Below are 25,018 nucleotides of genomic sequence, written 5' to 3' on the forward strand. Positions count from 1 at the left end.
GCACTCGACGGTCACAGGACCTTGCTGAGGAAGGCCTTCGTCCGCGGGTTGGCCGGGTTCTCCAGCACCTGCGACGGCGGCCCGGACTCCACGACCAGGCCGTCGTCCATGAACACCACCCGGTCCGCGACCTCGCGGGCGAAGCCGATCTCGTGGGTCACCACGATCATGGTGAGGCCGTCGTCGGCCAGGCTCTTCATCGTGGCCAGCACCTCGCCGACCAGCTCGGGGTCGAGCGCGCTGGTCGGCTCGTCGAACAGCATCAGCTTCGGGCGCATGGCCAGGGCGCGGGCGATCGCGACCCGCTGCTGCTGGCCGCCGGACAGCTGCCGGGGATAGGCGCCCGCCTTGTCCTCCAGCCCGACCCGGCGCAGCAGCTCCAGCGCGTGCTCGCGGGCCCGCGCCGACGGCTCGCGGCGCACGCCGGTGGGCGCCTCCACGATGTTCTGCAGCACGGTGAGGTGCGGAAACAGGTTGAACTGCTGAAACACCATCCCGATCTCCCGGCGCTGCCGGGTGATCTCGCGCTTGCGCAGGTGCCGTACGCGCCCGCCCTCGGCGCGAAAGCCGATCAGCTCGCCGTCGACGTGGATGGAGCCACCGTCGATGGTCTCCAGATGGTTGATGCAGCGCAGGAAGGTGGACTTGCCCGACCCGGACGGACCGAGGACGACGACGACCTCGCCGGCCGCGACGTCCAGGTCGATGCCGTTCAGCACCTCCAGGTGCCCGAACCTCTTCCGCACTCCCGCGGCGTGCACCATCGCGGTCGTCATGACGGCACCTCCGGAGTCTTGGCGCGACGGCGGAGCAGGGCGAAGTCCCAGAAACCCTGGGGCGCCTGGCGGGTCGCGCCGCGTGCGTAGCGGCGTTCGATGAAGGACTGCCCGACGTACAGGATCGAGGTGATCAGCAGGTACCAGAGGCAGGCGACGATGAGCAGCGGGATCGTCTGGAACGTCCGGTTGTAGATGGACTGGACCGTGTAGAGCAGGTCGGCCAGGGCGATGACGCTCACCAGCGACGTCGCCTTCAGCATGTTGATCACCTGGCTGCCGGTGGGCGGGACGATGAACCGCATCGCCTGCGGCATCACGACCCGCCGGAACGTGCGCGCGTCGCTCATGCCCAGTGCGTGGGCGGCCTCGGTCTGGCCGGGATCGACGGCGAGCAGACCACCGCGGATGATCTCGGCCATGTACGCGGCCTCGTTCAGGCCCAGGCCGAGGATCGCGGCCAGCAGCGGGGTGATCATGTGGTTGGTCTCGCCGCTGACGAACTCCGGCCCGAACGGCACGCCGAAGGAGATCCTCGGCAGCAGCGCGGACAGGTTGTACCAGAACACGAGCTGGACCAGCACCGGGATGCCCCGGAAGAACCAGACGTACAGGCCGCAGGCGCCGCGCAGCAGGCGGTTCTCCGACAGGCGGCCGACGGCGAGCAGGACGCCGCCGACGATGCCGACCGCCATGGCGACCACGGTGAGCTCGAGCGTGATCGCGATGCCGTGCCCGATGATCGACGCGTTGACGTACTCGCCGACCACGTGCCACTCGAAGTTGTCGTTGGTGACGAGCAGGTGCACGAGCTGCGCCGCGAGGACGAGCAGCACGAGCGAGGCGACCCAGCGCAGCGGGTGCCGCGGACGCGTGGCCCCGGCCACGTCGACCTCCGCTCGGCCCTCGCGTTCTTCCTCGGTCCGCCGGTCGGTGACGGTCATGTCCATCACCCCTCTCTCGGCGCCAGGTTGACGCCGGGCTTGGTCAGGATGTTGGCGCTCAGCCCCCACTTGGTCATGACCTTGGTGTAGGTGCCGTTCTTCACCAGGGTGCGCAGGGCGTCGAGGAGCACGTCGCGCAGTGGCGAGCCCTGGGCGACGACCGCGCCCTGGTACAGGTCGGCGAAGCCGTTGGCCTTGCCGGTGCCGGCGAGCTGCAGGTCCTTGCCGGACTGCTGGACGAAGTACGTCAGCGGGGCCTGGGAGGAGAAGAACCCGTCGGCCCGGCCGGAGCGCACGGCGAGGATGGAGGTCGGCTGGTCCTTGTAGGACTGCACCTGCACGCCGGGGCGGCCCTGCGCGGTGCAGGTCTTCGACTGCTTCTTGATCACGTCCTCGGCCGAGCCGCCGGCCATCACCGAGATCCGCAGCCCGCACGTGTCGGCGATGGAGCCGATGTGCTTGGGGTTGCCCTTGGGCACCGCGAAGACCACGAACTCCCGCACCCAGTCGACGAAGTCCGCGGCGCCCTCACGGTCGGGGAAGTCACCGATCGGGCCGATCGCGAAGTCGTACCGGCCGGCCTTGATGCCGGTCAGCTCGCTGGGCAGGCCGTCGACGGTGACGTGCTCGATCTTGACGCCGAGGACCTGGGACAGCGCGGTGGAGATGTCGGCGGAGGCGCCGCTCAGCGAGCGCCCGTCGGAGCCGGCGATCTCGTACGGCGGGAAGGACCCGTTGTTCACCGAGATGAGTCGTCCGGCTGCCCGCACCTTGGCGGGCAGCCGGTCGTGCAGCTTGTGGTCGGTCGTCTGGCGCAGCTCCGCCGGGTCGACGCCCTGGGACTTGTGGCCGCCCAGGATGCCCTCGGCCTCGGGCGGGTTCTTCCCGCACGCGCCCAGGAGCAGAACCGCGGCGAGTACGGCGATGATGCCTTTCAACACCACTCCTCCAGGGGACGGATCGCCGGGTCGACGGCGAACCTGCGGTTGGCGAGCACGGGGAGCCGCCGGCGGGCCTCGCCCAGTTCCTCGCGGTCGGCGGTCGCCCAGGCCAGGCCGGGCGCGTCGGCGAGCCGGGCGCGTACGGTGCCGAGCGGATCGACGATCATGCTGGCGCCGATGTTGCGCCGGCCGCACTCGCCGGAGGCCGCGACGTAGCAGGTGTTCTCCAGCGCGCGGGCGACGGTCATGACCTCCCAGTGCCGCTCCTTGGCCGGCCCGCGTACCCAGGCGGCGGGGAGGGCGATCACCTCGGCGCCACGGTCGGCCAGCAACCGGGCGATTTCCGGGAATCTTACGTCGTAGCAGGTCATGAGGCCCACGGCCCATCCGGCGCAGTCGAAGACCACCGGCTCGCCGTCGCCGGGGCGGACGCGGTCGGACTCGCGGGACCCGAACGCGTCGTACAGGTGGATCTTGCGGTACGAGGTGACGAGCGCGCCGTCGCGGACCGCGACGAGCGTGTTGAACACCTTCCCGTCGCCGGCCGGCTCGTGCAGCCCGGCCACGACGGTGACGGACGTCCCGGCGGTGCGCTCGGCCAGCGCCGTCACGAACGGGCCGTCGAGCGGCTGGGCGACCTCGGCGATGCGGGCGGGCTCGTCGATGAACAGGGCGAGAGAGTCCTCGGGCAGCACCAGCAGGTCCGCACCGCCGGCGACGGCCTGGTCCACCAGCGCCAGGCAGGACTTGAGGTTGGCGGGCCAGTCCTCGGTGGCGGCGAACTGCCCCACGGCGATTCTCATGCGAACAACTCCTCGGGGTCGATCGGGTGCGGGGCGATGCCCTGCTCGTGCAGCTCGGTGCAGAACGCGGCGGTCATCGCGGCGTTGGCCGCGGCGCCGTAGGGCATCCAGTCCGAGCCGAAGATCCGCGTGCCCGCCTCCAGCTCGGACAGCAGCCACGGCGTCGTGTCGGCCAGGTGACGCCGCCGCGCCAGCCAGTGCCGCTTGGACTCCTCGAACGCCTCCTCCAGCGCCGCCGGCAGCCACGGATGCTCGTCGACCACCTCGCGGCGCAGCGCCAGCAGGTGGATGCCCGGCACGAAGCCGGTCCGGCCGAAGTAGCCGAGCTCGGCGCCGCGGTGGTCGTCGTACAGGTGGCGGAAGCGGCTGGAGGAGGTGAACATCTCCTCGGGCATGAACGGCGTGAAGATCGCGTCGTAGCGGCCGTCCGCGAGCCCGTCCACCAGCGACTCGTCGGTCACCGTGACGTTGGCGGGCAGCGGGCGGGGGCCGACGCGGTCCTTGCCGGTCTCCCCCGCCGTCAGCGGGCCGACCGTCCAGGCGATGCCGCCGAGGTCGACGCCGGCCGAGCGCAGGATCGCCCGCGTCCAGGTGTTGCCCGAGTCGGGCCAGCCGGTCAGCCCGATCCGCGCCCCGGCCAGGTCCTTGGCGGTGGTCAGGCCGCTGTCCCGCCGTACGAGGACACAACGGTGCCGGAACCCGCGCATCACGAAGATCGGCAGACCGGCCAGCCGGTCGTCGCCGTCGCCGCGTCCCAGGGCGTACCGGCTGAAGGAGGTCTCGCCGCCGTCGAGCCCGGGTTCCCCCAGAACGTCGGGGGTGATGGCACGGGACTCGATCTCCAGCTCGAAGCCGCGGGGGCGGACCCGGCCGGTGACGAGCGGGACCAGATGATCCCAGTCCCGCAGGGCGAGGCGAATGCGTGGAACCGACACAACGCTCCGTTTCGGATAGGCCGTAATGACGACCGACCTTATGTTCAGCCAAACGTGAGTACAATGGGTGTTTTGTTACTGAACAAAGAAAATCATCGGCGGGGGAATATGGGCGAGATCACGGTCGAGGCGAGCTGGCTCGCCGGGCACATCGGCGAGCGCAGCGCCCGGGGCATCGCCGCGGCCCTGACCGACCTGATCCGGCGCGGCGACATCGCCGAGGGTTCCCGCCTGCCCACGGTGCGCGGGCTGGCCGCCGAGCTGGAGGTGAGCCCGGCGACGGTGGCCGAGGCGTGGTCGACGCTGCGCCGCCACCGGGTGGTCAGCGCGCAGCGGCGGCGCGGCACCGTCGTCATCGGGCCGCCCAGCGTCCCGCGGCCCGCCCGCTACGAGCGGATCGGCGAGTTCGGCAGCCGGCTCGCCGTCGACCTGGCCATCGCCGCACCCGACCCCGCGCTCCTGCCACGCCTGGACGACGCGCTCGCCGCCGCCGCCTGCACCGAGCGGCTGAACGACTACGCGCGCGAGACGATCACCGAGCGGCTGCGGGAGGCGGTCGAACCGACCTGGCCGTTCCCGGCGGAACGCCGGCTCGTCGTCGGCGGCGGGTACGAGGGCATGCAGCTCGTCTGCCAGACCCTGGCCCTGCCCGGCGACCGCATCGCCGTCGAGGACCCGACCGGCGCCCGGCTGCTGGACATCGTCGAGGCGCTCGGCGCGGAGGTCGTGCCGGTCGCCTGTGACCGCGACGGGCCCATCCCCTCGTCGCTGGCCCGAGCGCTGCGGACCAACCCGGCGGCGTTCGTCTACCAGCCGCGCGGCCACACCCCGTGCGGGCACGCGCTCACCCCGGCCCGCGCGGCGGAACTGGCCGCGCTGCTGGCCCCCGCGGGCACGCTCGCGGTCGAGGACGACGGCATCGGCGAGGTGTCGGCCGCGCCGGCGGTCAGCATCGGGGAGCACCTGCCCGGCCGTACGGTGCTGGTACGGTCCTACTCCAAGTCACACGGCCCCGACCTGCGCGTCGCCGTGATCGGCGGCGCCGGCGAGACCGTCGAGAAGGTACGGGTGCTGCGCAGCTACGGCACCGGCTGGACGAGCCGCATCCTGCAGGACGCCCTGGCCTGGCTGCTCACCGACGCCCAGACCCGCCGGACCGTCGCCCACGCGCGCGAGACGTACGCCCGGCGTCGCGAGACCCTGGCCGCCGCACTGGCCGAGCGCGAAGTGCCCACCGCCAACCGCGACGGCCTGATGCTGTGGGTCCCGGTCGCCGAGGAGTCCGCGGCCCTGGTCACGCTCGCCGCGCACGGGGTCGCGGCGGGGCCGGGCAGCCGCTACCAGGTGACCGCCACCGGCCCGCACCTGCGCATCGCCACCAGCCGCCTGCCGGAGGACCCGGACCGCGTCGCCGAACTCGCCGAACTGATCGCGCTGGCCGCCGCACCCCCGAGCCTGCACTGACGGACCGCCCAGAGCGAGCCGGGACACCATCGGGCCGTCACCGTCGGCGACCTCCGCACCCGCCGGCCCCGCCCGACGACCGGCCGGCGCGACAGAGGTCGCTGGTACTCCAGCGTGGACGGCAGGCCGGACGGCGTCAGGGAGTCAGCAGGGGGCCGGCGACGGTCGTGATCCCCAGGCGGCTCGAGAACCGATCGGGCGGTCCGGCCAGTTCGATCAGCTCGGCTGATGGTCGCTCTCCGGCCGCGATCGCGGCAACGTAGTCGTTGGCCTGGGCCATGTTCACGCCGGGAGCACATCGCCTGAGGCGCCGGATGGCCGCGACCCGGCCCTCCTGTTCCAACGCTTTACGAATCTCGGTCGCGAACGGGGTGCCGCGAAGAGGATCGGCCTCGGCGGCACCGGTTGGTTTGATGCGCTGCTCGTAGTCCTCTTCCCAAAGCCCGCCGACGTAGTCGGTGGCCGGAATCCGATGGACGCTCCCATCGTGGCGGTCGACCAGATAGGGACCACCGCCGACGAGCATGGCGCCGACGTCGCCGCTGTGAACGTATGCCGCGGACTGCGAGTCGATGATCCAGCCGAGGCGGTGCTCGGTGACCTTACAGATCGCGAGAGTGACCGGCCGGCCGCGCTCCGCGAACTCCCGTTCCTCGGCGCGGAGCAGCTCTTCGACCAAGCGCACCGCGCGGTCTCTGTCGATCATCCGCCCATCATCGATGATGTCAAGGCCGGCGGCCGGCCGGTTTCTGGATCGCCTCGTTCGCCGCCCCGCCCCGGGCCGCGCGTTTCAGTGAGCGACGAGGTAGTCGCTGATCCGCCTGAGCCATCGGGTGTGGAAGCGGCTCACCAGACCGTCCGGGGTGAGCCGGGACAGCATCGGGCCGTAGCGGTCGGTGACCTCCGCACCCGCCAGTCTGGCCACCCGACCGGCCCGGCGGGACCGGGACCGCTCGTACTCCCGCAGCGCGGACGGCAGGTCGGACGGCGCGCGCAGGGCGGCGGCCAGCGCCCAGGCGTCCTCCAGCGCCTGGTTCGCCCCCTGTGCCTGGGTCGGGGGCATCGTGTGTGCCGCGTCGCCGGCCAGGGTGGCCCGGCCGGACCCCCACTTACGCGGCACGCGGTGGCGGTAGTGGGGGAAGAACTCCACGTCGGCGTCGTCGGCGGCCGCGAGTACGTCACGGACCGGCGCGGCCCAGTCGCCGAAGCGCCGCCGCAGCTCGGCGAGCGGCGACGACGGCGTCGGCGCACCGGACGGGCGGCGTACGTCGAACCACCACTGCAGCAGCCCATCGCCCGCCGGCATGAGGCCGCACATGCCCGCGCGGCCCACCACCATGACGCCGCACCGCGAGGAGGTGACGTCGGTCGCCATCGGGCTGAGACCCTGCCAGGTGACCCAGCCGGTCGGCTCGGTCGGGTCACCGCCCCACAGCTGTGAGCGGACCACGGAGCGGTGCCCGTCGGCGCCGACCAGCAGGTCGCCCTCGGCGACGCCGCCGTCGCGGAACCGCGCGCGCACGATGTCCCCGTCCTGTTCGATCGCCGCGCAGGCACGGTCGAAGGCGACCGTCCCCGGCGGCAGGCCGTCCGCGAGCCGTTCGAGCAGCCGGCGGCGGGGCAGCGACACGTGCGGATGCCCGTACGCCGCGGCCGCTCGGGCGACGTCGACGCTCACGAGGAGCCGGCCGTCCTGGTCGCGCTGTTCGAGGACGTCGATCCGCACGCCGGCGTCCGCGACCGAGACGCCCAGCTCGTCCAGGATGCCCGTGCCGTTGCTCCACAGGGTCAGCGCCGCTCCGCCCGTCCGCAGGGCGGGCGCACGCTCGTACACGCCGACCTCATGTCCGCCGGCCAGCAGCGCCCGCGCCACGCCCAGACCGCCGACGCCCGCCCCGATCACCAGTACCCGCACAGCGCCTCCTCGGGAAGTCACTACGATGATAGTACTATCATCGTTGTAGTACGTTGGGAGGGTGCCGCCGCAGCCGAACGTCGAACGCCGTCAGGCCCTGGCCGACGCCGCGATCGAGGTGCTGGCGCGGTCCGGCGTCCACGGCCTGAGTCACCGCACGGTGGACGAGCGGGCGGGCCTGCCGCCGGGCACCACGTCCAACTACTTCCGCAGCCGGGACGCGCTCCTCAAGGCGGCCGCGCGCCGCGTCGTGGAGCTGCACGAGGCGGAGATGCGCGCCGCGAACGCCCGGTCGCCGGTCCCGCCCGGTCCGGGCGACCTGGTCGAATTGATCGCCCTCTCCCTGTACGTGTCCGCCACCGAGCACCGCGACCGTTATCTGGCGATCTACGAGCTGAGCCTCGAGGCCACGCGCCGCCCCGCCCTCCAGGAGACGCTCGACCGGATGGGCCGGGCCACACTCGACTTCACCATCGGCCAGCACCGCGCGCTCGGCCTGCCGACCTCACCCGAGCAGGTCCAGACGCTCATGACGCTGTTCGGCGGCGCACTGTTCACCCTGGTCACCCGCCCACCGGCGGACGTGAACCCGCAGACCGCCCGTACGCTCGCCCGCGCGGCCGTCACCGGGGCCCTGAACGACGCGGGCGGCGGCCCTCCGGCCTAGGGCCGGCGGTCAGTGAGCCGGCTGCCAGTCGGGGTGATCGGCATAGGGCAGAGCCAGGTCCAGTAGATCACAGCGATCCCGGACCCGGCCCACGCGAGGGCTGAGAGAGGCGGCGCGGGTCAGGTGAGCTCGGCCGTGATCCGCGAGAGGCTGCGGATCAGGCGCACCGAGTGCTCACGCTGGTCGTCCGCCAGCGTCTCCCAGAGCTCGCCGAAGCGTGCGATGACGTTGCGCATCGTCTCCTCCAGCACCGCCTTGCCAGCGGGGGTCAGCGCGAGGGACGTGGTCCGGCCGTCACTGACGTGCGGCGCGCGCAGGACGAGACTCCGGCGCTCCAGCGCCGCCAGCGCACGGGTCACCGTGGGCTGCGCCAGCCCCGCGCGCTCCGCCACCGCGGTCACCCCCTGCCCGCCCGCGACGTCGACCGCGCCGAGGACGACGAGCTGCGGCACCGAGACGCCGTCGCCCCGGACGGTGTGCGCGGCGCCACCCGTACGCCGCGCCGTACGCATCAGATCCAGGACCGCGTCGACGAATTCATCGAAAAGCTCCACGCTTCATCCCCCGCTCACCGATTTACATAGCGTACTATGGAACAGCGGTAAGGAGTCAGGACGGCGATGGATCACTCATTCGGCCCCGACGGCTCGGACAGCGCTGTCCGGGGCTCGCGGAACAGACCGCTGTTCATCGTGGGCGTGGACGGCACCGAGTCCGGGCTCGCCGCGCTCCGGGAGGCCGCCGATCGGGCGGCGGAGGTCGACGCGCACATCCTGTGCGTCCACGTCCGCTCCCTGCCCGGCATGTGCGAGATGACGGCGTTCCTCGCGCCAGGCGCCGTGGCGATCAGCCGCGAGTGCCGGGACAGCCGGGAGGTCGACGCCTGGCTCCAGTGCGTCCAGACCCTCGACCCGACGGGCCGGCCCTGGAGGTTCAAGGTCGTCTCGGGCCGCCCGGACCGATGCCTCGCGAAGATCGCACGCGCCGAGCAAGGCGACGCCTTGTTCGTCGGGCAGCTGCCGCGCGCGTCGTGGTCGCGCTGGTTCCATCGCTGCCCGGCTCGCAGGCTGGCACGGTGGGGCATATGCCCCGTTCACCGCACCAGGGTGAGCTGACCCCCTACAGGCCGGAACTCGGCGCCAGGTTCTCGCCGTCTCCCGCCGGCCGGGAGCGCGTACCGTTCTCCTCGGCCAGCCGGTTGAAGCGGGCCAGCATCGTGGCCAGGGTGCGCACGTCCCCCTCCGGCCAGGTGTCGAGCAGCGCGTAGAAGCGTTCGCGGCGCGCGACCCGTACGGCGTCCATCCGGCGCCGCCCCTCGCTCGTGAGCGCGAGCAGGTGGGCACGCCCGTCGCAGGGGTCGGCACGGCGTTCGACGAGACCCAGGTCCTCCAGCGCCTTCAGCTGGCGGCTGATCGTCGCCTTGCCGACGCCGAAGTAGGCCGCGATGTCGCTCGGGCGCGCCGGCGCGCGATCGTACAGGCCGAGGAGCAGCCCGTACGCCGCCGGATCGAGGCCGTGGTGCACCTCCTGCATCATCCCGACGGTCAGCGCACGCGCGCGGCGCAGGAGGACGCCGAGCTCATGCTCGACGGCGTCGTAGGTCTCGTGGTCGGCCGCGATCGTCATCACCGTCTTGTCGCCTCGTCCGGATACTTGCCGTCGGCGAGGATTATCCACGCACCACCTTAACGCCACCTCAAACCACCGGTTCGCCACGCCGTCGCGCGTCACCGCGAGGACACGACCATGACGCTCATTCTGTCGGTACTTAATTTTAGTCTTGACACAAGGCGTGAATAAGTCGAATCTACGGCCGATAGAGCGCTCTCTGAGATGCCTCCGCCTCGCCCCTCAGGAGACCCAATGTCATCGGCTTCGAAACCATCGCCTTCGGCCCCGCGTCCCGGACGGCGCCGGGCGGCCTTGGCGGTCCTGGCGCTGCTCGCCGCCTGCCTCAGCGCCGTCCTGACCGCGACCGTCTCCGGCGCGCCCGCCGCGTACGCCGACACCGTGCCGCCGCCCCCGGCCGGATGGACGACCGTGTTCGGCGACGACTTCACCGGGACCGCCGGGTCGCCGCCCTCGTCGGCGAACTGGTTCTACGACATCGGCACCGGCTACGGCACCGGCGAGATCGAGCAGACCACCAGCTCGACCGCCAACTCCTACCTCGACGGGAACGGCCACCTGGTGCTCAAGGCCATCAAGAACGGCAGCACCTGGACCTCGGCGCGGCTGGAGAGCACCCGTGAGGACTTCCAGGCCCCGCCCGGCGGCAAGCTGGAGATGACGGCGTCGATCCAGCAGCCGAACCCGGCGAGCGGCCTGGGGTACTGGCCCGCGTTCTGGGCCCTGGGCTCGCCGATGCGCGCCGGGGGCGGCTGGCCCACCTCCGGCGAGATCGACATGATGGAGGACGTCAACGCTCTCAACGAGGCCTCGCAGACCCTCCACGACTCGGCCAACAGCCCCGGCCACGCCCTGATCGCCTGCCCGAACACGAGCTCGACCTGCCAGACGGGCTACCACACCTACACGGTGATCATCGACCGCACCAACACGAGTGCCGAGTCGCTGCAGTTCCTGATGGACGGCACCGTGGAGAGCACGATCACCGAGGCCTCGGTCGGCACGACGGCCTGGCAGCAGGCCATCGACCACGGGTTCTTCATCATCTGGGACCTCGCGATGGGCGGCAACTACCCCGACGGGATCTGCGGCTGCACCACGCCGACCTCCGCCACGACGTCCGGCGCCTCGATGAGCGTCGGGTACGTGGCCGTCTACGAGCAGGGCGGCAACTCCACGCCCACCGCGACCGCCACCGGGACCGGCACGGTGAAGGGCATCAACGGCCTGTGCCTGACGAACCAGAACTCGCTGAACACCGAGGGCAACCCGATCGGGGTCGGCTCCTGCAACGGCGGCGCGGGCCAGACCTGGTCGCCCTACAGCGACGACACGCTGCGCGTGCAGGGAGGCTGTCTCGACGTCGTCAGCGCCGGGACGTCCAGCGGCACCAACGTCGACTGGTATCCGTGCAACGGCACCAACGCCCAGCTCTGGAGGCATCAGTCCAACGGTGAGCTGGTCAACCCCAACTCCGGCCTGTGCCTGACCGATCCCGGCGGCAACACCGGCGCGCGGCTGGACGTCGAGACCTGCACCGGCTCCGCGCAGCAGCAGTGGACTCTGCCCACCGGCGGCGGCAACACGGTTACGGTGACGACCCCCGGTGACCAGACGTCCACGGTCGGCACCGCGGTCAGCCTGCAGATCCACGCGAGCGACTCGGCGTCCGGCCAGACCCTCACCTACAGCGCCAGTGGCCTGCCCGCCGGGCTGTCGATCAACTCCTCCACCGGACTGATCTCCGGCACCCCCACCGCGACCGGGACCTCGAACGTCACGGTGACCGCCAAGGACACGACCGGGGCCGGCGGATCGGCCTCCTTCGCCTGGACCGTGAACCCCGCCGGAGGCTGCTCGACGACGAACATCGCGCAGGGCAGGACCGCCACGGCGTCCTCCACCGAGTCGGTGGCCTTCCCCGCGCAGGACGCCGTCGACGGAAACGCGGGCACCCGGTGGTCGTCGGCCTTCAGCGACCCTCAGTGGCTCCAGGTCGACCTCGGCAGCACCCGCTCCCTCTGCAAGGTGACGCTGAACTGGGAGACCGCGTACGCCACGGCGTACCAGATCCAGGTCTCCGGCGACGCGAAGACCTGGACCACCGTCTACTCCACCACCACCGGAACCGGAGGCACGCAGACGCTGAACGTCACCGCGTCCGCCCGCTACGTCCGCATGTACGGGACCGCGCGGTCGACCCAGTACGGCTACTCGCTGTGGGAGTTCGCGGTCTTCGGCTCCTAATCGCCACCACCGGGGAGTCCCCACCACCACCGGGGACTCCCGGCCTACCGGCGAGCGACCGTGACCGGCCGGCCGAACCGCCCGCGTGCGGCCAGTTCGATGGTGAGCACGATCGCGACGGCCTCGACCGCCAGCAGGGCGATGAGGACGAACAGCTGGACCGCGCCGGCGGCGATCGGCGACGCGCCGCCCAGCAGCATGCCGACGAAGGCGCCGGGCAACGTGACCAGGCCGACGGTCCGGGTCTGGTCCAGGGCCGGGATGAGCGCGGTGGCCGCGTGGTGCCGGCAGATCTCCATCGCGGCGTCACGGTCGCTCAAGCCGATGGACAGGGCGGCTTCGACCTCTCCGCGCCGGTGGATCAGCTCCTCGACGGCGCGGCGGCCCGCGAGGGTCGTGGCGGTGAGGGCGCCGCCGATGAGGATGCCGGCGATCGGGATCACCGTGATGCCGTGCGGCGGCACCAGACCGGTCGCCAGCAGCAGGACGATGACCGGCGCGGTGGCGACGCCGATCGGCACCGCCGCCCACCACGCGGCGCGGCCGGTGGTGATCCGCCGCCCGGCGACCCGGGCGGCCACCAGGTACATCAACACGACGAAGACCGCCGTCAGCGGAATCGACCGGGTGATCGTGGCGATCACGACGGACACGAGCGCGAGTTGCACCGCCGCGCGCACCGCGGAACGCAACACGGCCGGACCGTGCCCCAGCCGGCCGACGGCCGCCACGGCGGTCGCGGCGAGCGCCAGCACCACCATCACGACGCCGAGAGTCGGACCGACCGACAGCAACGTGGCGGGCCGCGCCGCCTCCACCGCAGGCCAGAGTCCATTCTGCGCAGTCATACCACGATCCTGATGGGCACCGAATCGGCCGGGCAACCGCCCCCACCGCACGACGGCCGCCCCGTCGCCGGCCACGCGGTCCTCGCCCGGTCGTCGCGGCGCTCGCATCGATCGTCCCGCGGTGATGCGTCACCGCCTGCACATCACGCGCTGGAGGCGGGGTGGCTCATCTGGTGCTGTGACCGCATTGGTTCGCCGGGTGGGATCCGGCAGGGTCTCGTGCATGTTCGAAGAGAAGCCGACGCGCTCTCGCAGATGTTGGCCGAGCACGTGGCCATGCCGTTCCCGCCAGGCTGCCGCCGCCTGGACATCGAGGGCCAGGACATGGTGATGCTTGATGCGGACGCCTACGGCTACGCCCCGGGCGTTTCCAAGTTCTGAGCTCCTGAGACGCACGCAGCGGGTCAGCCGGGGAGATTCGCGCTGGAGACGGGTGCGGTTCGGTGGACGAGGGCGGCGAAGTTGGACGCGAGGCGACGCGCGTGCCGGGAGGACTCCGGCTCGGCTCGCTCGGCCTCGGCGCGTAGGACGCCCAGGTCCAGGCCGGCGTCGGCGAGGGCGGCCTCGTCCCAGCGGTCGAGCCGGTCCGCTCCGGCCTCCGGATGGAACTGCACGCCCCAGGCCCGCTCTCCCACGCGAAAGGCCTGGATCGGGCAGGCGTCGCTCTCGGCCAGCCGGACGGCGTCCGGTGGGAGTTCGGTGATCTGGTCCCGGTGGTTCTGGATGAAGCGGAGCCGCTCCGGCAGCCCGGCGAACAGCGGGTCCGCCTTCGCCTCCTCGCGCAGCGAGACGCGGCACGAACCGCGCTCCGGACGGCCGTACTCGCCGCGGACCACGCCGCCCGCCACCGCGGCCAGCACCTGCGCGCCCAGGCAGATGCCCAGCAGCGGCACTCCGCGCGCCACCGCGCTCCGCGTCAGTTCGCGTTCGGCCGCCAGCCACGGGGCGCGTTCGTCCTCATCGGGCAGGAGGCCGCCGCCGAGCAGGACCACCGCGTCGAAGCCGTTCGGCTCGACGGGGACCGCGTCGCCCGTCACCTCCGCGATGTGCAGCCCGTCGGCCTCGAACCAGGGGAGGAACCGTCCGAGCGGGCTTCGCTCGGCGTTGCGGACGACGAGAACCCGGCGGGAAGGAAGGGAGGTCACTGCTGCGCTCCATCGAACGTCTGCTGCGGTCGGCGCCGGCGCACGTCGTCCGATGTCTCGCTCGTGCGTGGCCGGCAGGTGACCACTATCCCAGCCCCGGCAGGCGCCCGCTTCACAGCGACACCATGACCACCGCCGGCCACTCGTACGGCACCGGCTCCCGGCGTTTCGCGGCGTCACGGACCTGTCGCGGCCCCGTGCGCGCGGGCTCGGTCAGCGGGCGGCTTTGGGTGTACCTCCCATATGGCGCATTATGTCGCGCGTGAGTCATGCAGAGGAGCTCGATCACCCGCCTTGGCCGGCGACGGGGCCGGACGATCTCGGCCCGGCTCTCCGGGCCGCGCGCGACGGGAACGAGGACGGCTTCCGCACGCTCTACCGGCAGTTCCACCCTCGGCTGCTGCGCTACGTGCGCACGCTGGTCGGCGACGAGGCCGAGGACGTCGCCTCCGAGGCGTGGCTGCACATCGCACGGGACATCACCGTCTTCGACGGCGACGCCGAGGGCTTCCGCGCCTGGACGGCGACCATCGCCCGCCACCGCGCGCTCGACCACCTGCGCCGCCGCAGGCGCCGTCCGGTCGAGCACGCGCCCGTCGCCGAGTTCCTCGACCTGCCCGCGTCCGAGGACACCGAGACGGCGGCACTGGACTCGCTGTCCACCCGGTCGGCCCTGGCGCTGATCGCGCGTCTGCCCCGCGACCAGGCCGAGATCATCGTGCTGCGTGTCGTCATCGGGCTGGACGCCAAGGCCGTCGCGCGGCTGATCGGCAAGCGCCCGGGAGCCGTACGGACCGCGGCGCACCGCGGGCTGCGCCGTCTCGAGCGCCTCATCAACGACCTGGAGCCCCCGCGATGAACGATCCCGGCCTCGACCGCGACACCGCCGAGCGGATGCTCCGGGGAGAATCCGCCGGACATCCGGAGCTCGCCGCGCTGCTCGCCGCGGCGGCCGCGCCCCCGGCTCGGCATCCGGCCGGTGAGGAGGCGGCCGCGGCCGCGTTCCGCCAGGCACGTTCGCTCCCGTCCCCGCGGCCGTACCGGCGCCGGATCTCCGCGCTGGTCGGCCTGAAGACGATCGTGGCGGGCCTCGTTCTGCTGCTCGCCGGTGGCGTCGCCCTCGCGGCCACCGGGCAGCACTTGCGCGGGCCGGCCAGGACCGGGCAGCCCGGCCGTACCGGCGCCCCGGCCGAGCCCGGCCGGACGAGCGCCCGTTACGGCCCGAGCCCGAGTCCGAGTCCGAGCACGAGTCCGAGCACGACTACAAGCACAAGCGTGAGCCCGAGCGCGAGCATGAGCCCGCGTCCGGGCACCTCGCACTCGCATCCCACGCCGGGGGCCCATTCCAGCGAACGCCCGTCGGCCGAACCGGAGAAACCACACCCGGCCAAGACGCCGAAGGCGAACGTTCCGAGCGTCAAGAACAGCGCGACCGGGAAGGCGAACACTCCGTCCGCCGGAAAGGGAAAAGGAAAGGGTCCCAAGGTCAAGACCGGGCCGGAACCGAATCCGTGACGGACGCCCGCGGGCACCTGTGACACGAATCGCCGTCGCGACGCTTGAAAGGTGTAGTCCTCGCCTCTCTCCCGCGAGTTCCGTAACGGGCGAACTGCATTCAAACGCGGGAGAGAGGCGGGGGCCCACGCGGCTCAGGGCGTGGCGCCGACCGGCGTCCCCCGCAGCGCGCCGCGAGGCCACATGACGTCGACCCGGATCGCCCGGCGGCGTGCCTCCTCCACCGCCTCGGCGGTGCCGCCGCGGCCTCGCGCGGGACGGCCGTCCCACACGGCGATCAGGTGGTCCGCCGCCCCCAGCATCACCTCGTTGGCCGTCGCGTACGACGCCGGGACCGGCGGGCCGAGCGTCAGCGTGTCGACCCACTCGGCCCGGTGCAGGAGCTCGTCGTAGGTGCGGCGCGCGTCCGGCGAGAGGGTCGCGCGGTAGCCGCTCGCCGCGACGATCGCGTGCAGCCGGCCGCCGAGCTCCAGCACGGTGCGGGCGAAGATCTGGTCGGCGCCGGGGGCCAGGCAGGAGACGCCCACCAGGTTCGGGCCGTACGGCGCGAGGGCGGCGTGGATGGCGGACGACACCAGGTGCGTGGTCCGCTCGGTGAGGTCGCGGTGGCCGGTGACCGCCACGCGCGGGCACGCGGCCGGTAGGCCGGTCGTCAACTCAGGTCTCCAGGGGAAGTTCGGTCATCACGCCGGCGTCGGCGTAGGTCGCGGCGAGCCGCTCGACGGCCGCGTAGCGCGTCGCGTCGGCCTCCAGCCCTTCGAGGTACTCCACCGCGCCCGGCACCCCGAGGCGGACGTACAGCGGAAGAATCCCGGTGAAGAACTCGCGGTACTCCAGGCCCGACAGCCCGAGGACCGGCCGCTCCCCCACGCCCGTGCGGTTGGTCCGCCGGGTTCGCTCGGCGAGGGCGGTCAGCTCGGCCTGGAGCGCGGCCGGCTCCGCCGCCCCGTCGCCGCGCACGGTGTCCAGGAGCGCGGCGGCGAGCTCGTCGTGGCCGTGGACGACCAGGTTGTCCGCGGACAGCCGCGCCATGCGTTCGAGGTCCCGCCGGGACGCGTGGTGGTCGCGGCACAGCCGCAGGGCGTACTCCACGGCCTGATTCTCCCGGATCGCCAGGAGCTCCTCCAGGGTGTACGGGCGCATCTCGGCGTCGGCCGGGAACTGGAACCGCGCCGGCAGCCTGCAGTCGAACACCCAGTAGAACAGGTGTTCCTTGGCGTGGTGGTAGTAGCGCATGTTCCGCGCGAACGTCACCTCCTGCGACAGGTCCGCGCCGAGCTCCAGCGCGATCCGGCGGCGGGCGGCGACCATCGGCGCGTGCGGCGGGAGGGGGAACGTCGCGACCGCCGCGTGCTCCTCCAGCCGCCGGTAGTCCTCCTGCGTGATGTACCCGGCGGGGTGGGAGAGGTGGTCGAGCTCGCGCTCGGCATTGCGCGAGGTGCGGAACTGCAGCAGCGGCACGGCCGCGCCCCGCGACTGCCACCAGGTGACGACGAGGACGAGCGGCAGCCAGCCCGTCGTGCCGGAGCCGTCCTGCAGCACCCGGTTGCTGAACCGCGCCTCGGTGACCTGGAAGACGTCGTCGTCATCGGGCTCGCCGATGGGCAGCACCTCGTCGTACCTGGCGCTGAGGTCGACGATGTCGTTGAACGCCGCGCCGAAGTACTGGTCGGTACGGTCGGCGAACTCCAGCATGAGGTGGTCGGAGGCGCTGCGCCGCGGAGGGCGGATGACCATCTGCACGATGCGGCGCCCATCGGGCATGTCGAACAGCGTCCCGGTGAAGGGCGGGATGTGCCCGTACTCGTACAGGGTCAGCCGGTGCGGCTGGCCTTCCTTCTGCAGGAACGCCGACAGGGACCGCCGCCCGTACCCGGCGTTCTGCCGGCGCCGTCGCAGCGCCGTCTCCTTGTCGGGAAACTGTGCGTCGTGCTCGTCGCGGACCAGCTCCAGCAGGTCGTCCTTCAGGAAGACGATGCGCAGCGAACGCCAGAAGGCGTGGCTTCCGTGCCGGGATCGCTTCCGCTTGAGCGCCGCCTCCAGCGACTCGGCGAGGCTGGTGTTGGTCCAGCCCACGACGGTGACGTTCACGGCCTCGGTGAGCAGCGAGACGAACCGGTCGCCCTGGCCCACGTAATCGGAGGTGACCTGCGGGTGCTCGGTCTCCTCGTCGCCGGCCGGCGCCGGCGCGGCCGGTGAGGCGCCGCGCAGGCGGACGAGCGCGTCGTGGATGTCGCGCGCGAGCCGGGTCACCTCCCGGGTGAACTCCGCGCCCGCCAGTCCCGCGAGGTCGATCCCCTGCCGCTCGTTCACGTCCAGCCGCCGTCGCCGCTGCTCCGCGGTCAGGCCGTCCTCGGCCGGCGCGCCGGCGGGCATGACCGGGAAGATCCGGGGGATCGAGCGCGCGGAGCCCTCCTCGAGCGAGTGGTCCCGTTCGGTCCGTACGAAGAACTCGTACTCCCGCGCGCACCAGTCCGAGACCAGGTACCGCTCGGTGAGCACGGCGATCATCACCGAGCTCGTGCGCAGAGCGCTGGTGATGGTCCGCTCCCAGCGCTGCGCGGTCGGGATCCCGTCCTGGTCGAGGAAGACGGTGAGCCGGCGGCCGGCGATCGCGGCGAACGCCTCCTGGAGCTCCTCGGCCAGCCGCTGGATGACCTGCCGGTCGTCATCATGGGCATAACTGATGAACACGTCGAAGCCGGCCGGTCCGTGGCTCAACGATTCCTCCGTTCAGCGCTGCCGTCGTTCACTTCGACGCGGGAGCCGCCCCGCCGGTGCCCATGGGTCGTCTCAGGTATGCGAGGCCCACCAGAGTGTGTGCTCGCGGGAGATGGCCTCCTCCGCCTCGTCCACGAAGTGCGCCCATTCGGTCTCGGTCCGCGGCCACTCCGCGCGTTCGGCGATGTCGGCGAGTTCGAGCGCGGCGACGGAGTAGGCGCTGGCCAGCTGCTGGTGCTGCCGGGTCTGCAGCCACGCGACGCCGCCCGCGGCGACGGCGCCGACGATCCCCGGCAGATCGAAATTGATCAGCTGGACGGCCCCCAGCACGGCCGCGACGAGTCCGGCGGTCTCCAGGGCGGCCAGCCCGACCGACCACTGGGCGCTGCGGCGTTCGTTGCGCCGCGCCCGGTCGGCGTACCAGGCCCGCTGGTCGTTGATCCGCCCGATGAGGTACTGCCGCTGCCGCTCCTCCAGCGGCAGCGTGCGCACCTGGCGCATCGCCGAGGTCACCTGGCGGTCCCCACCGCGCACGGGCACCAGGGCGAAGTCGCGCAGGCTGGAGGTGATACCGGTGAAGCGCCGCAGGAGGAGCCGCTCGGCGCCGTGGTCGTCCGCGCCCCCGTCCAGATCGAACGGCTGGCCGCCGACGGCGTAGCGCCACGCGAGGGTCTTGGCGGACTCGGCGGCGGCGCGCGCCTCGTACCAGTGGCGGTCGGGCCGGACGGTCAGCAGGAAGACCTCGGTGACCAGGGCCGTGGCCAGCGCCGCGGCCGCGCAGATCGCGGCGGCGTCGACGTGCCCGGCGTTGATGCTGAACGAGCCGAAGACGGCGGCGAGCAGGAGCGAGGAGAGCTGGAACCGGACGGCGAGGAGAAAACGCCGCTGCCCCACCACCGCGCTGTTGTCGGCGGCACGGTAGAGCGCTGGAAACTCCGACTCCGCTATCACCTCCACACACCAAGAAATGCATCACCGCACGCATAAATGTCAATGAGACGTCCTATACGGCCAGCCCCAACGCCATTTACGGTGAGCCGGGAATCGGCGCAACGACCTCGGAGGTAACGGGTCCGGCGATCGGGAACTGGCAGACTGTCGCGCATGCCCTCCCCCGACGAGCTGCGCTCGGCGATGCCGTTCGCGCAGGCCACCGGCGTAACGATCGAAACGGCGTCCCCCGAGGAGGTCACCGGAACGCTCGGCTGGGCGCCGGAGCGCTGCACCGCCGGCGGCGCGCTGCACGGCGGCGCGCTGATGACCCTCGCCGACAGCATCGGCGCCGCCTGCGCCTTCCTCAACCTGCCCCCGGACACCGCCACCACGACGGTCGAGTCGAGCAGCCGCTTCTTCCGCGCCGTACGCGAGGGGCGGGTGCGGGCGGTCGCGCGCCCGCTGCACGCCGGGCGCACCACCATCGTCGTCCAGACCGACCTGTACGACGACGGCGGACGCCACGTCGCCCAGACCACCCAGACGCAGGCCGTGTTGCGGTCCTGACGGCGGGCGCCTTTACGCTGTAGATCACCAACACCCCCAGCCTTCTGTCCGGGAGGAACGATGCGGTCGGTCGAGTTGTTCTCGGCGTACGTGGCCTGGCTGGCCCGAGAGGTTCCCGACGCGTACGCCAACCTGGCGCCGGGCGCCACGGACGCCGATCTCGAGGTCGTGGCGGCCCGAACCGGGCGCGCGCTCCCCGTGGAGGTCAGCGAGGTACTCCGGATGCACAACGGGCAACGCACCACGATGACCACGCTGGACGAGACCTACGCGATGCCCTGCCTGCCGACCCTGTCGTTCCTGTCGACCTGGCACATCGTGGCTCTCTGGGAAGAGTGGGAAGACCTCCGCAGGTCACAGGAGCAGGAGGGCGGCCTGGCCGGCCTCCAGGAGATCGGCTCGGTGTTCTCGGCGGCCGAGGACGTGGTGAGGCCGTTGTACACCTCCCCCGGCTGGATTCCCCTCTGGTCCGACCCGGTGCGCGCCGACTACGTGGGCCTGGACTTCGATCCCGCCGAACGAGGCACCCCGGGGCAGATCATCAACTTCGGCCGCGACGAGGAGAAGCACTTCCTGTGCGCCGACGGCTTCACCGGCCTCCTGGAGATCCTGCTGGACGAGGTGGTACACCGCCGGGCCTGGCGGTCATCCGTGATCCGGACCCGGACCGGGCCACGTCCGTGGTTCGGTGATCCCGACGAGCACTTCTTCAACGCCCTGTACGCACGGTTCTCCGGCCGCGACCGGCCCTGAGGCGATGGCGACCAGGATGTTCGGCCGGCACGGGGTCAGGGCGCGACCCGGCGGTTGGCCTCGAACGCCGCGTGGGTCAGCGGCATGACCGCGGCCCACTCGCGCTCCATCCGCTCGGCCACCATCTCGATCTCGCGCTGCGGGAACGACGGGAAGGCCGCGTCCTCCCGCCGGGTGCGCAGGGACAGGAAGTTCATCAGGGCGCGGGCGTTGCAGGTGGCGTACATCGAGGAGTAGAGGCCGACCGGCAGCACCGTGCGGGCCACCTCACGGGCGATCCCGGCGTCGAGCATCCGCCGGTAGGCGCCGTAGGCCTGCCGGTACGCCTCCTTGGTGGCCTCGGTGACCAGCGCGTGCTGCTCGGGCGTGCCCTCGACGAAGTCGTACCGGCCCGGCTTGCCGACCTGCACGAGCTTGCGCTCCGGCCCGGGCACGTAGAACTCCGGCTCGAGCTCGCGGTAGCGGCCGCTCTCCTCGTTGTAGCTGAACGTCCGGTGCCGCATGAACTCACGGAAGACGAAGATCGGCGCGCGGACGTAGAACGTGAGCGTGGAGTGCTCGAACGGCGTGCCGTGCCGGTCGCGCATCAGGAAGTTGATCAGCCCGCGGGAGCGCTCCGGGTCGGCCTCGACGTCGGCCAGCGAGCTCTCGCCCTTGGTCGAGACGCGGGCCGCCCAGATCACGTCGGCGTCGGAGGCGGCGTGCTTGACCAGCTCCACCGTCACGCCGCTGCGGAAACAGATCTCCATCGGCGTCACACCTTGCGCCACTGGGGCGTCCAGGCCCCGTCCTCGACGACGTAGTCGCCGAACAGCGCCGGCGCCTCACGCCGCATCACCTCGGCGACCTTGCCGAACAGCAGGCGGATCTCCTCTTCGGCGCCGGGGGCCGTGCGGGCCTCGATCACGTGCCGCAGCGTACGGACGTTCGCCGTCCAGACCAGGCCGGTCGCCACGCCCTCGGGCGCGAAGCGGCGCATGAAGCTCGTCTTGTGTTTCTTCTCCTTGAACGGGACGCCCTCGTCGTCGAGCCCGAAGTGCTCGGCCATCCAGCCCTGGAACTCCTCCATCTGGGACAGGAGCGCCGTGGCGCGCTTCATCAGCTCGTCGTCCTCGCGCGCCCACTCGGGGAACCAGAACGGGATGTCCTGCAGCCGCACGAACCGCAGCGACTCCTGGGAGATGGCCACACCCGGCCGGTGACGGGCCAGCTCGTGGGTCAGGACCCGGCTCACGTTGTGCAGCACGAAGGAGAAGCTGACGTGCTCCAGCACCGAGCCGTGCAGGCTGCGCAGGATGTTCTCCAGGTAGGCCATCTGGTCGGTGCGGACCTTCGTGACGTTCGGGTTGAGCCCCGGCTCCCACGACCGGTAGCAGAGCCGGCCGGCGAACTCGGCGAGGTTCTGCGGGTCGTTCAGCTCCGTGTCGAGGTCGCCGCGGTCCAGCCGCTCGAGCCACGCCGTGCCGCCCACGTCGGCGAGGTAGCGGGCGACCTCGTCGTAGTCGAGCTCGGGACGGGCGACCAGGTGGACCTCGGGTTCGACACTCTTCATGAAACCCAAGCCTAGAACGGTCCACCGGCGGCGCGCCGAGCGACACCGGCAGGGGTGTAATGCGCATTCAGTACGGACATTCCTGGCAGGTATAAAGGGAGGAGTACCTGTCCTCAGGAGGGCCTGTGACGGAGAGCACGATCACCAGGACCGGCGCGTACCGACCACGGGCCATCAGCTTCCTCAAGGTTCATGAGGCGGCCGGCTGGCGGCTGAAGTTCTACGGCATCACGGTGAACGGGGGCCCGCTCCGGCCCGAGCTCGTCACGGTCGGCGAGGCCCTCGTGCCCTCGGTGCTGCCGCACCCGGCCGTGCACAACGGCGGCGGCGACCCGCACGACAGCGACCGGTACGGCGTCGGCTTCGTGATCCTCCACGACGCGAAGGACTACGCCTTCGCCCTGTTCGACTGGTGGGCCGGCGAGAACGAGATCCACCAGCGGGTGTACTCCGCCCTGCCGACGCGGCTCGGCGCGATGCGGCCGCATCCGACGCTCGCGATCGGCTGCGTGTGGGAGCTGGCCGTCACCGACTTCGAACGGCGCGCCTGGCTCGAACACGTGCTCTCCCGGCCCGGCGGACCCGACATCGAGGGCTACCTCGCCGCCCGTTTCCAGGGCGAAGTGTGAAGACGACCGTCGGAGCCTGCCCGCTCGACTGCCCGGACGCCTGCTCCTGGCTGGTGACCGTGGACGACGACGGCACGGCCGTGAAGCTGCGCGGCAACCCCGCCCACCCGGTGACGCGCGGCGCGCTGTGCGTGAAGGTCAACCGCTACCTCGAGCAGACCGCGGCCCCCGACCGGATCCTGCACCCGATGCGGCGCGTCGGCCGCAAGGGCGAGGGCCGGTTCGAGCGGATCGGCTGGGACGAGGCTCTCGACGAGATCGCCGGCCGGCTCGGCGACATCATGCACGAGTACGACGGCCAGGCGATCTGGCCGTTCCACGGCACCGGGTCGCTGGGGTACGTCCAGGGGATGGAGGGCTTCGCGGGCCGCCGGTTCTTCAACGTGCTCGGCGCCTCGGTGCACGAGCCCACCATCTGCTCGCCCGCGGGCAGCGCCGGCCTGAAGTACACCCTGGGCACCTCCGGCGGCATGGACCCGGAGGACTTCGCCCGGTCGAAACTGATCCTGCTCTGGGGCACCAACCCGCTGACCAGCGGTCACCACTTCTGGAAGTCCGTGCAGGACGCCCGCCTCGACGGGGCGTACGTCGTGGCCATCGACCCGGTGCGCACCCGCACCGCCCAGCAGGCCGACGAGCACCTGGCCCCGATGCCGGGCACCGACGCCGCGCTCGCCCTCGGCCTGCTGCACGTGATCGTGCGCATGGGCGCGCACGACCAGGCCTACATCGACGCGCACACGCTCGGCTGGGACGAGTTCCGCGCCCGCATCGAGGAGTTCCCGCCCGACCTGGTCGCCAAGATCACCGGGCTGCCCGAGGAGCGGATCGTCGCGCTCGGCGAACGCATCGCGCGGACCCGGCCGACCGCGATCCGCGCGACGCAGGGCCTCCAGCGGCACGCCGGCGGCGGCATGGCGCTGCGCACGCTCGCCTGCCTGCCCGGCGTGACCGGCGACTGGGCGCTGCCGGGCGGCGGGCTGTGCTACTCCACGAGCGGCCACTTCAAGCTGAACCTGCCCAAGCTGGTGCGGATCGACCTGCTGCCGCACCCGGTGCGCAGCCTCACCATGACCCGGCTCGGCGAAGGGCTGCTCGAGGTGGACGATCCGCCGGTGAAGGCGCTCTTCGTCATCGCGGCCAACCCGGTCGGCAGCAACCCCGCCCAGAACAAGGTACGGCGCGGGCTGTCCCGTGAGGACCTGTTCACCGTGGTCCTGGAGCACTTCCCCACCGACACCACCGACTACGCCGACATCGTGCTGCCGGCCACGATGCAGCCCGAGCACCTCGACGTCATCGCCGGGTACGGGCATCTCTACCTGGTCTGGAACGAGCCCGCCGCCGCCCCGCCCGGCGAGTGCCTGTCCACCTCCGAGACGTTCCGGCGGCTCGCCCGGCGCATGGGCCTGACCGAGCCGAGCCTGTACGCCTCCGACGAGGAGCTCGTACGGGACCTGCTCGACTCGCCGCACCCCTGGCTGGAGGGCGTCACCGTGGAGCGGCTGCGGGAGGAGGGGTTCGTCCGGCTGAACGTCGACCGGCCCTTCCTGCCGTTCGCCGAGGGCTTCCCGACGTCCTCGGGGCGGCTGGAGTTCTACTCCCAGCGCGCCACCCGCCTGGGGCTGGACCCGCTGCCCGCCTTCACCCCGCACGCCGACTCCGGCGGGGGCCTCGTGCTCATCTCCGCGGCGCCCCACCACTTCCTCAACACGACCTTCGGCAACAACCCCGAGCTGCGGCGGCGGGCCGGCGGGCCGGTGATCGTCCTGCATCCGGACGACGCCGCCGCGCGGGGCATCGCCGACGGCGCCGCGGTCCGCGTGCACAACGCGCGGGGCGCGTTCGAGGCCACGGCGGAGGTCTCGGACCGCGTACGCCCCGGCGTGGCGGCCACCACCAAGGGTCGCTGGGCGAAGTTCACCGGCGGTACCACGGTGAACGCGACGATCGACGAACGCGACTCGGACATGGGCCACGGCGCGGTCTTCCATGACAACCGTGTCGAGGTTGATCTTGCCTGATATTTCCTGA

Annotated in this window: 27 protein-coding genes; 11 read left to right on the forward strand and 16 right to left on the reverse strand. The window is 71.9% G+C overall.

Annotated elements, in window-relative coordinates; translation table 11 throughout:
• Window positions 1-11 precede the first annotated feature (11 nt).
• From QSK37_RS45150 to QSK37_RS45170, 5 genes are read right to left on the reverse strand one after another with little or no spacing between them, the layout of a single operon-like run.
• Window positions 12-776 (reverse strand): amino acid ABC transporter ATP-binding protein, encoded by a 765-nt coding sequence (locus QSK37_RS45150; RefSeq protein ID WP_285634322.1) that lies wholly within the window; start codon window positions 774-776, stop codon window positions 12-14.
• Entirely contained in the window at window positions 773-1,720 is a 948-nt protein-coding gene (locus QSK37_RS45155) for an amino acid ABC transporter permease (protein ID WP_285634325.1), read from the reverse strand. Before QSK37_RS45155 ends, QSK37_RS45150 begins: the two co-directional genes overlap by 4 nt.
• Before the next feature lie 5 nt (window positions 1,721-1,725).
• Window positions 1,726-2,658, reverse strand: coding sequence for an ABC transporter substrate-binding protein (locus tag QSK37_RS45160; protein ID WP_285634328.1), 933 nt, complete (start codon window positions 2,656-2,658; stop codon window positions 1,726-1,728).
• Window positions 2,655-3,464, reverse strand: coding sequence for a nitrilase-related carbon-nitrogen hydrolase (locus tag QSK37_RS45165; RefSeq protein WP_285634332.1), 810 nt, complete (start codon window positions 3,462-3,464; stop codon window positions 2,655-2,657). The genes QSK37_RS45160 and QSK37_RS45165 overlap by 4 nt, the downstream gene beginning before the upstream one ends.
• Window positions 3,461-4,399, reverse strand: a complete 939-nt coding sequence (locus QSK37_RS45170; RefSeq protein WP_285634335.1) for a substrate-binding domain-containing protein — start codon at window positions 4,397-4,399, stop codon at window positions 3,461-3,463. Before QSK37_RS45170 ends, QSK37_RS45165 begins: the two co-directional genes overlap by 4 nt.
• A 108-nt stretch (window positions 4,400-4,507) precedes the next feature.
• On the opposite strand from QSK37_RS45170, the gene QSK37_RS45175 reads away from it, so the two are divergent.
• Window positions 4,508-5,863, forward strand: coding sequence for an aminotransferase-like domain-containing protein (locus QSK37_RS45175; protein WP_285634338.1), 1,356 nt, complete (start codon window positions 4,508-4,510; stop codon window positions 5,861-5,863).
• Window positions 5,864-5,999: 136 nt separating this feature from the next.
• On the opposite strand, the gene QSK37_RS45180 is transcribed toward QSK37_RS45175, so the two are convergent.
• Window positions 6,000-6,569: a YrhB domain-containing protein gene (locus QSK37_RS45180; RefSeq protein WP_285634341.1), complete on the reverse strand. Its 570-nt coding sequence runs from the start codon at window positions 6,567-6,569 to the stop codon at window positions 6,000-6,002.
• An 84-nt stretch (window positions 6,570-6,653) separates the two neighbouring features.
• On the reverse strand, window positions 6,654-7,778 hold the full coding sequence (locus QSK37_RS45185; RefSeq protein WP_285634344.1) for an FAD-dependent oxidoreductase: 1,125 nt from the start codon (window positions 7,776-7,778) through the stop codon (window positions 6,654-6,656).
• A 61-nt stretch (window positions 7,779-7,839) separates the two neighbouring features.
• On the opposite strand from QSK37_RS45185, the gene QSK37_RS45190 reads away from it, so the two are divergent.
• Window positions 7,840-8,445 carry a TetR/AcrR family transcriptional regulator gene (locus QSK37_RS45190; protein ID WP_285634347.1) on the forward strand — a complete coding sequence of 202 codons (606 nt, stop codon included), beginning with the start codon at window positions 7,840-7,842 and terminating at the stop codon, window positions 8,443-8,445.
• A 119-nt stretch (window positions 8,446-8,564) separates the two neighbouring features.
• Here the strand turns inward: QSK37_RS45190 and QSK37_RS45195 are convergent, their stop codons facing one another.
• Window positions 8,565-8,999, reverse strand: a complete 435-nt coding sequence (locus QSK37_RS45195) for a MarR family winged helix-turn-helix transcriptional regulator (RefSeq protein WP_285634350.1) — start codon at window positions 8,997-8,999, stop codon at window positions 8,565-8,567.
• A gap of 66 nt (window positions 9,000-9,065) precedes the next feature.
• Between QSK37_RS45195 and QSK37_RS45200 the strand changes: the two genes are divergently transcribed.
• A complete protein-coding gene (locus QSK37_RS45200; RefSeq protein WP_285634353.1) occupies window positions 9,066-9,560 on the forward strand; it encodes a universal stress protein in 495 nt (164 codons plus the stop codon).
• Window positions 9,561-9,564: 4 nt separating this feature from the next.
• Here QSK37_RS45200 and QSK37_RS45205 read toward each other — a convergent pair whose 3' ends face one another.
• The gene (locus tag QSK37_RS45205; protein WP_285575397.1) at window positions 9,565-10,071 is read right to left on the reverse strand and encodes a MarR family winged helix-turn-helix transcriptional regulator; all 507 of its coding nucleotides are present in this window, start codon (window positions 10,069-10,071) and stop codon (window positions 9,565-9,567) included.
• Window positions 10,072-10,368: 297 nt separating this feature from the next.
• On the opposite strand from QSK37_RS45205, the gene QSK37_RS45210 reads away from it, so the two are divergent.
• A complete protein-coding gene (locus tag QSK37_RS45210; RefSeq protein ID WP_285634356.1) occupies window positions 10,369-12,321 on the forward strand; it encodes a discoidin domain-containing protein in 1,953 nt (650 codons plus the stop codon).
• Between the two features lie 44 nt (window positions 12,322-12,365).
• Here the strand turns inward: QSK37_RS45210 and QSK37_RS45215 are convergent, their stop codons facing one another.
• Window positions 12,366-13,169, reverse strand: coding sequence for an ABC transporter permease (locus tag QSK37_RS45215; RefSeq protein WP_285634358.1), 804 nt, complete (start codon window positions 13,167-13,169; stop codon window positions 12,366-12,368).
• 12 nt (window positions 13,170-13,181) lie between these two features.
• Here QSK37_RS45215 and QSK37_RS45220 point away from each other — a divergent pair, with 12 nt between their 5' ends.
• Window positions 13,182-13,550 (forward strand): hypothetical protein, encoded by a 369-nt coding sequence (locus tag QSK37_RS45220; RefSeq protein WP_285634361.1) that lies wholly within the window; start codon window positions 13,182-13,184, stop codon window positions 13,548-13,550.
• 23 nt (window positions 13,551-13,573) lie between these two features.
• On the opposite strand, the gene QSK37_RS45225 is transcribed toward QSK37_RS45220, so the two are convergent.
• On the reverse strand, window positions 13,574-14,314 hold the full coding sequence (locus QSK37_RS45225; protein ID WP_285634364.1) for a type 1 glutamine amidotransferase: 741 nt from the start codon (window positions 14,312-14,314) through the stop codon (window positions 13,574-13,576).
• A 262-nt stretch (window positions 14,315-14,576) separates the two neighbouring features.
• On the opposite strand from QSK37_RS45225, the gene QSK37_RS45230 reads away from it, so the two are divergent.
• Together QSK37_RS45230 and QSK37_RS45235 are read left to right on the forward strand one after the other, a co-directional pair.
• Window positions 14,577-15,173 carry an RNA polymerase sigma factor gene (locus QSK37_RS45230; protein ID WP_285634367.1) on the forward strand — a complete coding sequence of 199 codons (597 nt, stop codon included), beginning with the start codon at window positions 14,577-14,579 and terminating at the stop codon, window positions 15,171-15,173.
• Window positions 15,170-15,829, forward strand: coding sequence for a hypothetical protein (locus tag QSK37_RS45235; RefSeq protein WP_285634370.1), 660 nt, complete (start codon window positions 15,170-15,172; stop codon window positions 15,827-15,829). Before QSK37_RS45230 ends, QSK37_RS45235 begins: the two co-directional genes overlap by 4 nt.
• Window positions 15,830-15,963: 134 nt before the next feature.
• Here the strand turns inward: QSK37_RS45235 and QSK37_RS45240 are convergent, their stop codons facing one another.
• From QSK37_RS45240 to QSK37_RS45250, 3 genes are all read right to left on the reverse strand, one after another.
• Entirely contained in the window at window positions 15,964-16,485 is a 522-nt protein-coding gene (locus tag QSK37_RS45240; protein WP_285634373.1) for a hypothetical protein, read from the reverse strand.
• A 1-nt stretch (window position 16,486) separates the two neighbouring features.
• On the reverse strand, window positions 16,487-18,550 hold the full coding sequence (locus tag QSK37_RS45245) for a toll/interleukin-1 receptor domain-containing protein (protein ID WP_285634376.1): 2,064 nt from the start codon (window positions 18,548-18,550) through the stop codon (window positions 16,487-16,489).
• A gap of 72 nt (window positions 18,551-18,622) precedes the next feature.
• Complete coding sequence (locus tag QSK37_RS45250; protein ID WP_285578431.1) at window positions 18,623-19,507, reverse strand: DUF4231 domain-containing protein; 885 nt, start codon at window positions 19,505-19,507, stop codon at window positions 18,623-18,625.
• A gap of 147 nt (window positions 19,508-19,654) precedes the next feature.
• Here QSK37_RS45250 and QSK37_RS45255 point away from each other — a divergent pair, with 147 nt between their 5' ends.
• Together QSK37_RS45255 and QSK37_RS45260 are read left to right on the forward strand one after the other, a co-directional pair.
• Window positions 19,655-20,050, forward strand: coding sequence for a PaaI family thioesterase (locus tag QSK37_RS45255; protein ID WP_285578432.1), 396 nt, complete (start codon window positions 19,655-19,657; stop codon window positions 20,048-20,050).
• 60 nt (window positions 20,051-20,110) lie between these two features.
• On the forward strand, window positions 20,111-20,803 hold the full coding sequence (locus tag QSK37_RS45260) for an SMI1/KNR4 family protein (RefSeq protein WP_285634379.1): 693 nt from the start codon (window positions 20,111-20,113) through the stop codon (window positions 20,801-20,803).
• Between the two features lie 35 nt (window positions 20,804-20,838).
• On the opposite strand, the gene thyX (QSK37_RS45265) is transcribed toward QSK37_RS45260, so the two are convergent.
• On the reverse strand, window positions 20,839-21,552 hold the full coding sequence (gene thyX / locus QSK37_RS45265; protein ID WP_285634382.1) for an FAD-dependent thymidylate synthase: 714 nt from the start codon (window positions 21,550-21,552) through the stop codon (window positions 20,839-20,841).
• Between the two features lie 5 nt (window positions 21,553-21,557).
• Window positions 21,558-22,355, reverse strand: coding sequence for an FAD-dependent thymidylate synthase (gene thyX, locus QSK37_RS45270; RefSeq protein ID WP_285634385.1), 798 nt, complete (start codon window positions 22,353-22,355; stop codon window positions 21,558-21,560).
• Window positions 22,356-22,480: 125 nt separating this feature from the next.
• Here thyX (QSK37_RS45270) and QSK37_RS45275 point away from each other — a divergent pair, with 125 nt between their 5' ends.
• Window positions 22,481-22,984 (forward strand): hypothetical protein, encoded by a 504-nt coding sequence (locus QSK37_RS45275; RefSeq protein ID WP_285634387.1) that lies wholly within the window; start codon window positions 22,481-22,483, stop codon window positions 22,982-22,984.
• On the forward strand, window positions 22,981-25,008 hold the full coding sequence (locus QSK37_RS45280) for a molybdopterin-containing oxidoreductase family protein (protein WP_285634389.1): 2,028 nt from the start codon (window positions 22,981-22,983) through the stop codon (window positions 25,006-25,008). The genes QSK37_RS45275 and QSK37_RS45280 overlap by 4 nt, the downstream gene beginning before the upstream one ends.
• Window positions 25,009-25,018: the final 10 nt, after the last annotated feature.

This window comes from Actinoallomurus iriomotensis (assembly GCF_030269445.1).
Taxonomy (GTDB): domain Bacteria; phylum Actinomycetota; class Actinomycetes; order Streptosporangiales; family Streptosporangiaceae; genus Actinoallomurus; species Actinoallomurus iriomotensis.

Coding starts and splice junctions, on each gene's coding strand:
- QSK37_RS45205 (WP_285575397.1), bottom strand. CDS start 10,071: ATGACGATCGCGGCCGACCACGAGACCTACGACGCCGTCGAGCATGAG.
- QSK37_RS45155 (WP_285634325.1), bottom strand. CDS start 1,720: ATGACCGTCACCGACCGGCGGACCGAGGAAGAACGCGAGGGCCGAGCG.
- QSK37_RS45235 (WP_285634370.1), top strand. CDS start 15,170: ATGAACGATCCCGGCCTCGACCGCGACACCGCCGAGCGGATGCTCCGG.
- QSK37_RS45150 (WP_285634322.1), bottom strand. CDS start 776: ATGACGACCGCGATGGTGCACGCCGCGGGAGTGCGGAAGAGGTTCGGG.
- QSK37_RS45165 (WP_285634332.1), bottom strand. CDS start 3,464: ATGAGAATCGCCGTGGGGCAGTTCGCCGCCACCGAGGACTGGCCCGCC.
- QSK37_RS45255 (WP_285578432.1), top strand. CDS start 19,655: ATGCCCTCCCCCGACGAGCTGCGCTCGGCGATGCCGTTCGCGCAGGCC.
- QSK37_RS45180 (WP_285634341.1), bottom strand. CDS start 6,569: ATGATCGACAGAGACCGCGCGGTGCGCTTGGTCGAAGAGCTGCTCCGC.
- QSK37_RS45175 (WP_285634338.1), top strand. CDS start 4,508: ATGGGCGAGATCACGGTCGAGGCGAGCTGGCTCGCCGGGCACATCGGC.
- thyX (WP_285634385.1), bottom strand. CDS start 22,355: ATGAAGAGTGTCGAACCCGAGGTCCACCTGGTCGCCCGTCCCGAGCTC.
- QSK37_RS45220 (WP_285634361.1), top strand. CDS start 13,182: ATGGGCACCGAATCGGCCGGGCAACCGCCCCCACCGCACGACGGCCGC.
- QSK37_RS45215 (WP_285634358.1), bottom strand. CDS start 13,169: ATGACTGCGCAGAATGGACTCTGGCCTGCGGTGGAGGCGGCGCGGCCC.
- QSK37_RS45260 (WP_285634379.1), top strand. CDS start 20,111: ATGCGGTCGGTCGAGTTGTTCTCGGCGTACGTGGCCTGGCTGGCCCGA.
- QSK37_RS45200 (WP_285634353.1), top strand. CDS start 9,066: ATGGATCACTCATTCGGCCCCGACGGCTCGGACAGCGCTGTCCGGGGC.
- thyX (WP_285634382.1), bottom strand. CDS start 21,552: ATGGAGATCTGTTTCCGCAGCGGCGTGACGGTGGAGCTGGTCAAGCAC.